Raw genomic sequence first — 13,867 nt, forward strand, 5'->3', positions numbered from 1 at the left:
ACCTGATGTGTTGTCGATTATATTTATGCCCAATTTTTTAATGTAAAAATCACTCTTACAACTATATTCTCTTCACAAATTCAGATTTTAGTTTCATAGCTCCAAAACCATCTATTTTGCAATCTATATCATGGTCACCATCATACATAAGACGAATATTTTTGACTTTTGTACCTATTTTTAAAACTGAAGAACTACCTTTAACCTTGAGGTCTTTTATTACAGTGACACTGTCTCCATCACTTAATACGTTACCATTTGAATCTTTTATAACTTTTTCATCTGAATTTGATGCATTTTCAGTACTCTGAGACCACTCATGTGCGCATTCCGGACATACAAACATATTCCCATCTTCATAGGTATATTTAGATCCGCATTTTGAACACTCTGGCAAATTTGACATATATTTAGTCCTCCATAATATCATTTTCTTAATTGTTAATAGAACATAATATTATCATAAACATACTCCATTTACAAATATTTCTTGTGTTTTTTCAAAACACTTGTTTACAAAAAGCATTATAAGCGGTATATATACATCAATTAGATAATTTTTATTAAAAATACATTCTGACAAGGAGAATATCATATGAATTATAAAAAAATCGACACGATTGCTATTAATACTATACGCTCACTTTCAGCAGATGCTGTTCAAAAAGCAAACTCTGGACATCCAGGACTTCCTCTTGGAGCAGCGCCAATGGCCTATGCTATATGGACTAAAATGAAACATAATCCTAAAAATCCAAAGTGGAATGACAGAGACAGGTTTGTACTTTCTGCCGGTCATGGATCTATGCTTGTCTACTCCTTGCTCCATCTTTTTGGGTATGACATGTCACTCGATGATATAAAGAATTTTCGTCAACTTGGAAGCTCTACTCCAGGACATCCCGAGTACGGTCACACAGAAGGCCTCGAAACAACTACTGGACCACTTGGACAAGGACTAGCCAACGCTGTTGGAATGGCTATAGCAGAATCTCATATTTCAAAAAAATTCAATCGCCCGGAATTTGATATCGCGGACCATTTCACATATGTTATAGCAGGAGATGGCTGTCTCATGGAAGGTATTTCTTCAGAAGCTTCTTCACTTGCAGGGACTCTTGAACTTGGAAAACTTATAATGCTTTATGATTCCAACAGCATATCAATAGAAGGAAGTACAGATATTGCATTTACTGAAGATGTAGCAGGCAGATATCGCGCTTATGGATGGCAGGTAATTGAGGTTAAAGATGGAAATGATCTCGAGCTTATATCTTCTGCAATAGATGAAGCAAAGAGTAATAAAGATAAGCCCTCACTTATTATTGTTACTACCCAAATTGCATACGGATGCCCTGCAAAACAAGGGAAGGCATCTGCTCATGGCGAGCCACTCGGAATAGAAAATGTAAGAGAATTAAAAACCACACTGGGACTAGACCCAGATTTAGAATTTTATGTACCTGAAGAAGTTTATTCTCATATGGATAAATGGATACAAAGAGGAAATGAAGCTGAATCCAGCTGGTACAATCTCCTGGAATCTTACTCTAAAAAATATCCTGAGCTCTACAAAGAATATCTCAGATGGCACGAAATTGATTTTTCAAAGATCCTAAAAGATATAATAAATCTTGAAAACTATAAAAAGGCTGTATCTACGCGTGAGGCATCAGGGAATCTCATAAACAGTATTTCTCATATAATGGAAAACTTTATAGGAGGCTCTGCAGATCTATCCCCTTCAAATAAAACTCATATGAAAGATCAGGGCGAGTATTCTGCTTCGTCAAGAGATGGCAGAAATCTCCATTTCGGGGTTAGAGAGCACGCTATGGCCGCAATCACAAATGGAATTCGCCTTCATGGTGGCCTGGTACCTTACTGTGGCACTTTCCTCATATTTTCTGATTACATGAAAGCCGCTATGAGGCTTTCTGCTCTAATGAATATCCCGGTTGTGTATGTGCTTACACACGACAGCATAGGAGTTGGTGAAGACGGTCCTACTCATCAGCCCGTTGAGCAGCTTTCATCACTTAGAAGTATCCCTAATATGACTGTATTCAGGCCAGCGGATGCAAAAGAAACTGCACTGGGCTGGTATCACGCCCTTACCAGTCATAATTCTCCTACTTCTTTGATACTTTCAAGACAAAACCTTCCTCTATATAAAGAGAGCAGCGAAAATGCCCTAAGAGGCGCTTATATACTCAAAGATTCTGAAAAGGAAATTCCTGATATAATCCTCATGGCTTCTGGTTCAGAGGTTGAACTCATATACGACGCTCACGAAAGACTTAGGGCCCTTGGAATAGACTCAAGAGTATTAAGCATCCCATCTTTTGAAATATTTGAGAGACAAGAAGCAGAATATAAAGAAAAAGTAATGCCTTTGAATGTAAGAAAGAGAATAGCTGTCGAAGCATCAAATTCAGCGCAGTGGTACAGATATATCGGACTTGACGGAGAGCTTATTGGAATGAATAGCTTTGGGGCATCTGGAAAAGCATCAGACCTTTTTCCTCACTTTGGTTTCACTTCAGAAAACGTTGTTAAAGCCGCAGTTCAAATGATGAAAAAATAATTAATTTATAACTCCCTGACTCAGAATAAGTAAACTGAATCAGGGAGTTTTGAATTTAAAGATAAACCTCTGCAGACATTTTTCTAAGGCTTTCCTCATCTACAACTTCATAAGCCCCACCAACTTTCTTCAGATATCGGGCTTCACAGAAACTTTCGAGAGTTCTAAGAAGATGTCTGTAACTGGTGGAAAGAAGCTGAGCAGTTTCCGAAAGATTAACTTCAAAATACACTTTTTCTCTTTGTTCCGATGTTTTCAGGATATACCCTGCCAGGCGACTTTCAAGAGGATATAGCAAGTTTATAGAGCTGTTGTGAGAACTCCTGTGAAGTTTACCTCCAAGACTTTTGCAGATAAACCTCAGAAATCTAGAATCATCCATAAGCCCAGGATTTACAACGTTCATAGGAATACCTATGCAATAGGTATCTTCAACCGCTTCTATACTCCCCGAAGTAAGCTCAGTTCCTAAAATTTCAATATCTCCCATAACTTCAAAATTTTCATAAAAACATATAAGGAGATTTTTTCCGTTTTGAAGAGATATATATGATTTCGCCCTTCCTTGTGTGAGAAAAAGCATATAATCAAGATTTTCTCCTTCTGTGCACAGCATTTCACCCTTTTTATAAAGAATAAGCTTCATCTCAGACCTTATATCCAAAGTGAAAATATCATCAATCTGATATTTTTTGATATGAGTGTCTTTCATAATATCATCATTTATTATTCTCATCGCACCGCTCCTTAGATTGTTAAAAAAATAAAGATAAGTGATATGACATATGTCATATCACTGTATATATGTAACATGTTATAATAATAATTATTATAACAATAAAGGAGTAAAATATGAACAATATAATATCGGCAGCTACCGGTGTGTTAATAGCGCTAATGCTGCTTTTCAATGGATATCTTGCAGGTTTTTTTGGTATATACACTTCAAGCGTCCTCATTCACGCAGCTGGTCTTTTAGCAATTACTGTGATAATAATTGCGGGCAGGCATCGCTTTGGCAGATGCAAAGAAGCAAAGTGGTATCTTTACAGCGCAGGAGCAGTAGGTGTAATAACAGTTATATTTAATACCATTTCATTTTCAGGAATGGGAGTTTCACTTACGCTTGCAGTCAGCCTTCTTGGCCAGTCTCTCGCTGCCATAATAATTGATCATTATGGCCTTATGGGAATGAAAAAAGTAAAATTCGAAAGACAAAAAATCACCGGTCTTGTTCTTATACTAGCTGGAATTATTATTATGTCAGTATTTTAGGAGGTCCACATGTTTTATATATTAGCAGCAATAATGGCTGGTGCTTCAGTACTCATAGCCAGAATAATAAACTCTATTCTTGCCGAAAAAATAGGCGTATTTCAGGGAACTTTTTTTAACAACCTTACCGGACTTATGGTATCTCTAATTCTTATGTTCATAAGTAAAGACACACTGATAACAGCGTCAACTATTTCTCAGACATCTGCATATATGTATCTTGGGGGTGTCCTTGGAGTAATAGTCGTTTCAGTCTCAAGTTTTATGACACCAAAAATGTCAGCTTTTTATTTTACATTATTTTCTTTTGTAGGTCAGCTTTTTGGAGCCATTCTTATAGACTATGCCACAACAAGAACTTTTTCAATCCCAAAAACTGTAGGCGGACTGCTTGTACTTGCGGGTCTTAGCTACAATCTCATGCTGGATTCAAAAAAATCCGTTGATTCTTCAAAAACAGAAAACATCTTATATGACCCAAATGTTTATTAATAGGGCCTTAATATGTGTATATAGCTTTGGATAAAGTGCATAAAAAAGGCAGGTGAACTCTCTCAGTTGAGCCATCCCACCTGCCTGAAAAGTAAAATATATACAAGATTAGATTCCCACGAACCCTAGTATTAGGTAACCTGCCAATGCAATTCCCGCACATATCAAAGAATATGGAAGCTGAGTCCTTACATGGTCAATATGATCAGCTGCTGCACCGGTTGATGCTAATACCGTCGTATCCGAAAGCGGGGAACAATGGTCTCCAAATACACCCCCTCCAGCTACTGCTGCAAAAGCTGCCGCTACAAGAGTTGTTACCATCCCACCTGAAAAACTAAATGCAAGGGGAAGCGCTATAGGCATACATATTGCAAAAGTTCCCCATGAAGATCCTGTTGAAAATGCCATTACTGCAGATATAAGAAATATAACTGCCGGTAAAAGTTGTGGCGTAAGGAATCCTTTTGCTATATCTACTATATAATTTGCAGTCCCCATATCTTTGCTCAATTGGTTTACTGAATATGCAAGCGCAAGGAGCATTATAGCCGGTATTGCTCCTTTGACTCCATCTGTTGCTGTGTTCATTACCTCCTTGAAAGGAATCCCCTGAAAAACCATGCTTATTGACATGAATATTATTACAAAAAGGAATGCTTCCATTGTTTTTGCTGATTTAAGTGTAAAAAATGTTGCAAGTGCTATTACTATTATCATTATTACTGGAAGAATAAAATTGAGAAATATCCTCTGCTTAAGCCCTGGGTATGCTTCCATATCAGTAAGCTCTTTTCCTATAAGTGGAACTGCTCCATCTCTAAGAACCTTACCTTCGTTCATAGCCCTATCTTCAGCTTTTTTCATTGGTCCAAAGTCTTTAATAATCCCTGACCCTATAAGCCCTACGAATATTATAGATATAATTGGGTAAAAGTTCATCGGTATCGCTTTTATAAAAAGTGACATCGCATCTTCTTGAGTAACTATACTACCTACTCCAATAGCCAGCCCACTCAGGAAAGCCGCCCATCCAGTGATTGGCATAAGTACGCTTACTGGAGCAGATGTTGAGTCAGCTATGTACGAAAGCTTTTCTCTTGAAACTTTGGCTTCGTCAGAAACGCTTCTCATCGTTGCCCCTACAAACAACGGGCTGAAAGAATCACTAAAGTAAACGAACATTCCCATTACCCATGATGCCAGTTGCACTCTTGCCCTGCTTAGTTTCTTATTTTTCATATACTTAGTAAATCCTTGTATGGCTCCAGTTTTTTGGAAGTAAGCAACAAGGATACCTATGAATGTATTCAGAAGCATTATCCATGCAAAACTCGTTGTTCCCAGACTTGTTTTTAAGAGTGTTGGAAACCCCATTATTCCTTGACCCGCAAGCAGTGTCCCTACTATGCAGGCACTCATAAGTGACACAATAGTGTTTCTCGTGACAAATGATAAAACGATGGCTATAATCGCTGGTATTATAGAAATAAATCCCATATTAACTATTTCTTGCATAATTGCCTCCTATTTGGTATATATTCAAATTTCAATCTAAACTCTTTCATAATAGTTTTCTGATTTGCTCACGGTTGCCGGAGGAGCCATATCCAGTTTGTTTTTTGAAATTTTAAGAATGTCTTCTGGCCTTATCCATGGTCTTTCTTGTATAGCGCTTGTTTCTTCATGTGTAAGATAGCCTCTGTAAGCGGTAAGACTTCTTCTAAGAAATCCATCTTTTTCGCATGCTTTTTCGATACCATTATTCATTATGGACCTGAAGTGAGGAAGTACTGAAGCCGCATATGCTATTGATGTCGAATGAGAAATAAGACTCGGAATATTGCTCACACAATAATGAACTACTCCATTTTCAATATATCTCGGATTTTCATGAGTTGTCTCTTTAAAAGACTCTATTGCGCCTTGTTCATCATTGCTTATGTCCACGATAACTGATCCCTTTTTCATTAAATTTAGCATTTCCCTGTCTATAAGGTACTCCTTGCAACCTTTTGGCCATTTTACACAGTTAAGTACTATATCTATTTCAGGGAGCAGCTTTGTAATATTATATTTTGTTGAAAGGACTGTGTTTACCCTCTCATCATACTTTCTGCCAATTTCTCTCATAGTACCTATGTTTATGTCAGCAACCGTACACCAGGCTCCCAAAGAATGCAGTACTTGAAGTGCAGATTTACCTACTATTCCCCCTCCTAGCACAAGTACTTTTATTCCTGGGGCTCCGGCCAATCCGGAAACAAATTTACCTTTTCCTCCGTTTATTGACTGCATTGACTCAAGACCCATAAGTGCTCCTTGTTTTCCTGCAGCCTCACAGTTAGGAGAACCGTATCTGTGTGAATCTTCTGCCGTAAAAGCAATTACCTTTTTTTTAATCATTGCATCAACTTCCTCTGGATGGGATGCGGGGTGTATGCAAGTAAAGATAATTTGCCCTTCCCTGAGAAGATCATATTCAGGTTCTTCTATTTCTTTTACCTTTGCTATAAATTCACATGTGTCATAAATTTCCTTGGCAGAGTTAAGTATGGTTGCTCCTGCTTCTTGATATTCCAAGTCTTCAAAACCTGCTTTTTCACCTGCTTCAGCTTGTACATATACTGCATGTCCATCCGAACATATTGTTGCTACTTCTGCAGGAGTCGCAATAACCCTGTTTTCTCCAATTTTAATGTCTTTAAGTACTCCAAATTTCATTTTATTCTCCTTCCACTTTTATAATAGCTTGCCTGACTGCTTTATAATACAGCAATTAGTGTGCCAACTCTGGAAAGGTAAATAAAACAATACTATCTTTCGCTAAGCCATGTATTTTCAAGGCTTACATCTACTTCTACGAGAATTGTCATATTATCTTTGTAGTTTAAAATTCATACCTTTTTAAAAAATATGACCACATATGGGCACACTCATGCCCATTTGCGGTCATATAAATTACATTATTTTATATTATATCAAAAGACTTGGCTTTTCTTTGAAGGGTCTGTCTCGGTATCTGAAGCATCTTTGCTGCTTTAGAAATATTGTAATCACACATTTCCATGATATTTTGAATTATACCCTTTTCATAATCACCCACTATATCTCTAAGTGACTTTTCAATGACACTGGCACTGACAAGATCATGACCTCCCATTATCCGCCTTTCTACATCTTCAAACTCCATTATCTCTTTACTGCTATCCATATTACTCATAGCCTGTACTACAGCATTTTCAAGTTCTCGTACATTTCCCGGCCAGTCATGTTCTATTGTTTTTTCATAAAATTTCCTGGATATATATTTTATTTTTTTCCCAAATATACCATTATACTTGGCAATATAGTAATTAATAAAAAGAGGAATGTCTTCTTTACGTTCCTTAAGAGGAGGTATATCTATATTAAGCTGGCTCAGCCTGTAATAAAGATCATTTCTTATGTCACCATCTGCCATTGCTTTCACTGGTCTTTTATTGATTGCAGATATTATTTTTACATCCAATTTTTTTATCTCGCTCCCACCTAAAGCCCTATACTCCCTGTCTTGTATTACTCTGAGAAGCTTAGCCTGGAGGGTCACAGGCATTGAATTTATCTCATCAAAAAATACAGTTCCGCCTTCTGCCATCTCTAGCAACCCTGGGCTGTCTATTGCTCCTGTAAAAGATCCTTTTACCGTACCAAACAGGAGTCCCTCCATTAAGCCTTCTGGTATTGCCGCGCAGTTCTGAGCTATAAATGGTCTCTCTTTTCTGCCACTGGCATTATGTATGGCCTGAGCAAATAGTTCTTTTCCAGTTCCTGTCTCTCCATATATCATCACTGCAAGGTCACATCCCGCAGCTACTTTTATGTATTTCTTTGCTTCAAGCATGGTGCTGTCCACGCCTATTATATGTTCAATGCAATATTTTGCAGATGTCTTTGACTTTGATAGCTTTTCTATATCAATTTCCTCGAATATAGTTGAATCCAGTTTTATGACTTCAACGCATTCTTCATTTATCCCTTCACTCACAGAAAGATCAATACAGCCTACAATCTTGTCTTTGGATTTAATAGGTATGGAAAGCGATGTTATTTCAGTTTCTTGACCAGATCCAAATTCTAGTACCTGATTTTCAATATATAGCGGAGATCCTAGTTCCATCGCCTTAAACATGGTGCTGCTCTCCCGATTAAGGTTGTTGTATATTTCAAACAGTCGCTTTCCTACGACTTCTTCATCACCCTCTCTGGCTTCATTAAGTTTTTTATTCAGCTTTGCAGTAAAAAGTATTTCACCTTCAGTATCTATGACTGTTATCCCGTCTATATAACCTTTATCACTGAAAATCTTCGGCATCAGATACATTTGAATTTTCTCCTTCTCAAAATCAACTTTTTTATTATGATTTTTCATAATTTTCTATTTATAATACGTATTAACATTATAACACATAGAAGGTACAAATATATCTATAATATTAAACCTTACAGGGCCAAAGTAGTTTGCATAAACAGTTAAAATACAGTATAATTATTTATATACAATTTAACGAGGTGACTTAATGGATAATAAAGAACAACTTCTCGAAATCATGGAAAAAACAATTTCCTCGCTCGAAGTAAATAAAGACTCTATTATGTCTTTGATCGGAAATATGCAATCAGAATATGAAAAGAAAAAGCAGGAACTAATTGACCTTCAAATCAAAATTCCACTTATGATGGATGATGTTAAAAAGCTCACAGTTCAGGACACTGAAATGAGACAAAAACTTGCTGCAGCGTCCGAAGATTTCAGTGAAACAGGCAGAATAAGACTTCACAAAACATACCAACAGGCAAACGAAATCCACAGCCAGCTTCTTAAGTTGGAAGAAGTTGAAGACTCCCTCATAAAAAGACGTAACAACCTTGAATTTGAGCTTAAACGAAATCAGTTTTACATATCTCAGGCTGAACATATGGCTCAACAGCTTGTGGTTTCGCTTTCTTATCTTCAAACAGGTATATCACATCTTTCTTCCTCTTCTGAAGAAGAAAATAACAACAACAATCAAAGCGCTTTTTCTGCACAGTATATGTCTTTTCTAAAATCAATTGAAAATGAAAAACTACATATTGCAAGAGACATTCACGACGGACCAGCCCAGCAAATTGCAAGTGCTCAGATGCGTGTAGATTTTTGCAAAACCGTACTAAGGCATGATCTCGAAAAAGGCTTAAAAATACTTGATCAGCTAAAAGCAGATCTTGCCTCTTCTCTCACAGAAGTTCGCAACATATTGTTTAATCTGACCCCTGCTCCTCTGGAAAAAATGGGACTCAAAGGGTCTATTGAAAATCTCCTGAACACAATTATTGATTCCGAAAAAACCTCGACTTCATTTCGTTTTGAATTATGTGATGTTATTATTGAACAAGGCATAGAAACTACTATATACCGAATCGTACAAGAACTTATAAACAATATAAAAAAACATGCTCAGGCAACTCAAGTTGTCCTCAGTCTGACGTCATCAGAAAAATATGTATATATCAATATGATAGATGATGGTATAGGATTTAACGTACCCGAAGATCTCAAAGAGTTCTCAAACGGACAAAAATCATTTGGACTTTCGAACGTATATACAAGGATACATGATCTAGATGGGCATCTCAAGATAAGCAGCCAGATTGATAAAGGTACAGTGTTTAGAATCCAATTGCCAGTATGATACAGAAGGAGAACAAATGACTCAGAAAATCAAAATCATAATAATTGATGATCATCCACTTATAAAAGAAGGCCTGAAACAGATTTTATCATTCTATCCCGATATTGAAATTGTAAGCGAAGGTTCCAACGGAGGCGAAGCAATAAGCATAGTAAATAATACTTCCTGTGATATACTGCTTCTTGATATAAATATGCCTGTAATGAGTGGTCTGGATGCCCTTAAATTAATAAGGGAGACACATCCTTATCTAAAAGTTCTACTGTTAACCGTAGAAAATGACTTCGGGACACTTAAAGAAGCTATAGATCTCAAGGTAAATGGGTATATTCTTAAAGAGTCTGCTGGAAGCACGCTTACTGATGCTATAAGACATGTTTATTCAGGCGGCAACTACATAGATCAGACGCTTACAAAATATGTATTTAATATAATAAATGAACCTTCAAACAATAAAGAACATGCTACAAAGTTAGAAAGTGCCGATCCTTTTTGTTTATTGAATGAAAGAGAAGAAGAAATCCTCAGATATATCTCAAAGGGACTCACTAACAAAGAAATTGCTGGAAAATTATTCCTTTCTGAAAAAACCATAAGAAACACTATAACCTCAATATTTAAAAAAATAAATGTCAAAGACAGGGTTCAAGCTACAATATTTGTACTAAACAACACCACTCTTAAACATTAAATTTTACAATCAAAAATACAGATAGCCTTTTTATATTAAAAGGCAATCTGTATTTTATTTTTTCTCCATAACATTTACAAAAGCTTTCACAACGTCTGGGTCAAAATGAGTTCCACTGCATTCAATTATTTCATTCATGGCATATCTAAAATCGGCCGCACAATGATAGGGTCTGTCATTTGTCATAGCATCGAATGCATCAACCACGCATATTATCCTTGACATCACTGGTATATCCTCCTCTTTCAGAGCAAGCGGATATCCTGAACCATCCCATTTTTCATGATGACATCTCACGGCATGAGCAATATTGCCAAGCCCTTCAGAAGCCATTACAATCCTATACCCATTTTCTGAATGTGTTTTAATAACCTGAAACTCTTCATATGTAAGTTTTGATGGTTTACGCAGAATTTCCTCTGGAACTGCTATTTTTCCTATGTCGTGAAGTCTTGTGGCCAAATCCAGTTCACATAGATTGTTTATTGACATTCCCATATAACTGCCTACAAGAATGGCATTGTCTCTCATCCTTATCGTATGCTCCATAGTTTCAGTATTTTGAGATTCAAGCAGCTTTAGAAGCGAATCTATCGACTCGTTAGACTTCGTATTGCATTCCAAGAGCTTCGTTCTAGAGCTGCAGTCACTTGTTTCTCTAATTATTGAGTACACGCTTTCATTCTCATCTGTCATCTGCTCCTCCTAAATTTATACCTATACCTAAATTATAGATTTGAGTGTTGTCCCTTGTCTATACTTTTGATGTCCTAACAATTCGGGACATTAGTCCCTTATTCCATTTATTCTTCATTTATGATAATATATACCTATGAAATCAAGGAGACTAATATGAATATATACGGTTTTACATTTTCCATGCTGGAAAAATATCTGCTTAATAAAGAAATCAAAACTTCCAAGGTAGCATTTATTGCAAAATCCCTTTACAGATACCCTATTCTTAGCTTTGATGATATGAATGATGTCAATAAAGAAATAAAGTCTATGCTTAATACAAATTTTGAAATTTCGCTTCTTGAAACAGCAGAAATCTGCGAGTCAGAGGATTCAATCAAGGTTCTTTTCAAGTTACCTGATTCCAATGTAATCGAAGCTGTTCTAATGCGCCAGAATTACGGCAATACCCTGTGTATATCTACACAGGTAGGTTGTAACATGGGATGCAGCTTCTGTCAGAGCGGAAGGCAGAAAAAAACGAGGAATCTCGAAACATGGGAAATGACTGCTCAGGTAGTCTCCATCCAGAAGAAACTTTCAATAAAAATATCTAATGTAGTCTTGATGGGTATGGGTGAACCATTTGATAATTACGATAATGTTATGAATTTTATAAGCATACTAAATAATCCGTATATGCTTGCTCTAGGAAAAAACCACATCTCAGTATCGACATGTGGGATTGTTCCCAAAATATATGATTATATTTCGCACCCAGACTGCTGCCTTCTAGCGGTGAGCCTTCATGCCCCCGACGACGCTCTAAGAAGCAAGATAATGCCCATAAACAAGGTCTATCCAGTCAACGAACTCATGAAAGCTATTGATGCATATACCTCAGCTGTAAACAAAAAGGTTTTTCTTGAATATGTTATGATACATGAAGTAAATGACACTGTCGAATGCGCTCTTGAACTTGCTAATCTAATAAAAGACAGGAGATGTCACGTTAACCTTATTCCTTATAATGAGACGCAAAATACCGATTTTTCAAAGAGTTCTCATGATAGTATCATGAAATTTTATGATATCCTTAAAAAAAACGATATTCCCGTCACTATGAGAAAGGTCTTTGGATCTTCATCAAATGCGGCCTGCGGACAACTGAGAGCAAATTATAAATCAAATTACCAGGCTCCCTCCGCATTGTCCACATAAATTGTAATCTAACAGTGCAGTATGATTAATTAATATTATATACATTTGAAACATTTTTATTTATTAAATCCAAATATCTTATCTCAGGTATTCAATCAACAGTTTAAGTGTATTTTCCACCCCGTCCATATGGCTTCTTTCATAGCCATGAGATGCGTATACACCCGGCCCAATAAGACCATGCTTGAAGTCAAACCCGGCTTTGAGGGTAGCATCCACATCTGATGCATAAAATGGATATACATCAGCAGCGTAGCCTATATTGGCTTTCTTAGCCGCTTCTATAAGCGCCTTAACTATATCATAGTGATATGGCCCGCCACTGTCCTTTACACATATTGAAACTTCATGTTCCGTGCATTCGAGTCCTTCTCCAACGCATCCCATATCTACAGAAAGAATTTCTTTTACATTTTCAGGAACAGATGCACTTGCACCGTGTCCAACCTCTTCAAATACTGTAAAATGCTGAAAAACAGTTCGTTGAGGTTTTATGTTTTCTTCCTTAAGATATTTTGCATATCCAAGAAGTATCGCTGCACTGAGCTTGTCATCAAGGAAACGACTTTTTATGTAACCACTTTTAGTGACTCTCGTAGCCGGCGAAAAACACACATAATCCCCGTTTGTTATTCCAAGTTTTTTGGTATCTTCTTTAGAAGATGTCTTTTCATCAAGTACGATCTCAACCGTATCAAATGTACGTTTAATGTTATTGTATTCTCCATTTACATGAGTAGATGCATTTATCAGCTGGCACGTCCCCTCATATACTCCGTCAAATTTTGTGTATATCTTGCAAATTTCGGTCTCTACATTGTTAGCATTGAGACCACCTATCGCTGTTATTTTGAGTCTCCCGTTTGACTTTATCTCTGCTACCATACCTCCCAGAGTGTCCACGTGAGCATCCAGCATAATCGCATCATCTTTTTGTTTACCAGGGATTTGCGCCATCACTCCCCCTTTTACAGTTTTTTGTGATTCATAACCAAGATTTTTGAATTCATTCATAAGATAATTGCTTACCTCTTCAGTAAATCCTGATGGGCTGTCAATGTCCAGTAATTCTTTTGCCTGCTGCATTATGTAATCCAGGTACTTATCCATATTACTTTTCCTCCAATTTTAATTTTCTTACACTAATATCTTAACCCTATATTCAAATTTGTGCAAGTGTTCAAAAAAATAATATTTTAATATTATTTC

General features: G+C 36.7%; 13 protein-coding genes. 6 read left to right on the forward strand and 7 right to left on the reverse strand.

Annotated elements, in window-relative coordinates; translation table 11 throughout:
* Window positions 1-61: 61 nt before the first annotated feature.
* Window positions 62-406 (reverse strand): zinc ribbon domain-containing protein YjdM, encoded by a 345-nt coding sequence (locus G558_RS0101380; protein WP_028828559.1) that lies wholly within the window; start codon window positions 404-406, stop codon window positions 62-64.
* Window positions 407-595: 189 nt separating this feature from the next.
* Between G558_RS0101380 and tkt the strand changes: the two genes are divergently transcribed.
* The gene (gene tkt, locus G558_RS0101385) at window positions 596-2,587 is read left to right on the forward strand and encodes a transketolase (RefSeq protein WP_028828560.1); all 1,992 of its coding nucleotides are present in this window, start codon (window positions 596-598) and stop codon (window positions 2,585-2,587) included.
* Between the two features lie 55 nt (window positions 2,588-2,642).
* Here the strand turns inward: tkt and G558_RS0101390 are convergent, their stop codons facing one another.
* Window positions 2,643-3,323, reverse strand: a complete 681-nt coding sequence (locus tag G558_RS0101390; RefSeq protein ID WP_028828561.1) for a cyclic nucleotide-binding domain-containing protein — start codon at window positions 3,321-3,323, stop codon at window positions 2,643-2,645.
* A gap of 116 nt (window positions 3,324-3,439) precedes the next feature.
* On the opposite strand from G558_RS0101390, the gene G558_RS0101395 reads away from it, so the two are divergent.
* Both G558_RS0101395 and G558_RS0101400 read left to right on the forward strand, forming a co-directional pair.
* Window positions 3,440-3,862: a DMT family transporter gene (locus tag G558_RS0101395; protein WP_028828562.1), complete on the forward strand. Its 423-nt coding sequence runs from the start codon at window positions 3,440-3,442 to the stop codon at window positions 3,860-3,862.
* A gap of 9 nt (window positions 3,863-3,871) precedes the next feature.
* Window positions 3,872-4,354, forward strand: coding sequence for a DMT family transporter (locus G558_RS0101400; protein ID WP_028828563.1), 483 nt, complete (start codon window positions 3,872-3,874; stop codon window positions 4,352-4,354).
* A gap of 108 nt (window positions 4,355-4,462) precedes the next feature.
* Here G558_RS0101400 and G558_RS0101405 read toward each other — a convergent pair whose 3' ends face one another.
* The 3 genes from G558_RS0101405 to G558_RS0101415 all read right to left on the reverse strand — a co-directional run bounded on the left by G558_RS0101405 (window position 4,463) and on the right by G558_RS0101415 (window position 8,717).
* Window positions 4,463-5,872, reverse strand: a complete 1,410-nt coding sequence (locus G558_RS0101405) for a Na+/H+ antiporter NhaC family protein (protein WP_028828564.1) — start codon at window positions 5,870-5,872, stop codon at window positions 4,463-4,465.
* Between the two features lie 36 nt (window positions 5,873-5,908).
* The gene (locus tag G558_RS0101410) at window positions 5,909-7,078 is read right to left on the reverse strand and encodes an alanine dehydrogenase (protein WP_028828565.1); all 1,170 of its coding nucleotides are present in this window, start codon (window positions 7,076-7,078) and stop codon (window positions 5,909-5,911) included.
* A 247-nt stretch (window positions 7,079-7,325) separates the two neighbouring features.
* The gene (locus G558_RS0101415) at window positions 7,326-8,717 is read right to left on the reverse strand and encodes a sigma-54 interaction domain-containing protein (RefSeq protein WP_028828566.1); all 1,392 of its coding nucleotides are present in this window, start codon (window positions 8,715-8,717) and stop codon (window positions 7,326-7,328) included.
* 196 nt (window positions 8,718-8,913) lie between these two features.
* On the opposite strand from G558_RS0101415, the gene G558_RS0101420 reads away from it, so the two are divergent.
* Together G558_RS0101420 and G558_RS0101425 are read left to right on the forward strand one after the other, a co-directional pair.
* The gene (locus G558_RS0101420) at window positions 8,914-10,068 is read left to right on the forward strand and encodes a sensor histidine kinase (protein WP_028828567.1); all 1,155 of its coding nucleotides are present in this window, start codon (window positions 8,914-8,916) and stop codon (window positions 10,066-10,068) included.
* Window positions 10,069-10,084: 16 nt separating this feature from the next.
* The gene (locus G558_RS0101425; protein WP_036931364.1) at window positions 10,085-10,759 is read left to right on the forward strand and encodes a response regulator transcription factor; all 675 of its coding nucleotides are present in this window, start codon (window positions 10,085-10,087) and stop codon (window positions 10,757-10,759) included.
* A gap of 54 nt (window positions 10,760-10,813) precedes the next feature.
* On the opposite strand, the gene G558_RS0101430 is transcribed toward G558_RS0101425, so the two are convergent.
* Complete coding sequence (locus G558_RS0101430; RefSeq protein WP_028828569.1) at window positions 10,814-11,455, reverse strand: HD-GYP domain-containing protein; 642 nt, start codon at window positions 11,453-11,455, stop codon at window positions 10,814-10,816.
* Between the two features lie 156 nt (window positions 11,456-11,611).
* Here G558_RS0101430 and rlmN point away from each other — a divergent pair, with 156 nt between their 5' ends.
* The gene (gene rlmN, locus G558_RS0101435) at window positions 11,612-12,658 is read left to right on the forward strand and encodes a 23S rRNA (adenine(2503)-C(2))-methyltransferase RlmN (protein WP_028828570.1); all 1,047 of its coding nucleotides are present in this window, start codon (window positions 11,612-11,614) and stop codon (window positions 12,656-12,658) included.
* Between the two features lie 78 nt (window positions 12,659-12,736).
* On the opposite strand, the gene G558_RS0101440 is transcribed toward rlmN, so the two are convergent.
* Window positions 12,737-13,768 (reverse strand): M42 family metallopeptidase, encoded by a 1,032-nt coding sequence (locus G558_RS0101440; protein ID WP_028828571.1) that lies wholly within the window; start codon window positions 13,766-13,768, stop codon window positions 12,737-12,739.
* Between the last annotated feature and the right edge of the window lie 99 nt (window positions 13,769-13,867).

The sequence above is a fragment of the Proteocatella sphenisci DSM 23131 genome, from assembly GCF_000423525.1.
Lineage (GTDB): Bacteria > Bacillota > Clostridia > Peptostreptococcales > Filifactoraceae > Proteocatella > Proteocatella sphenisci.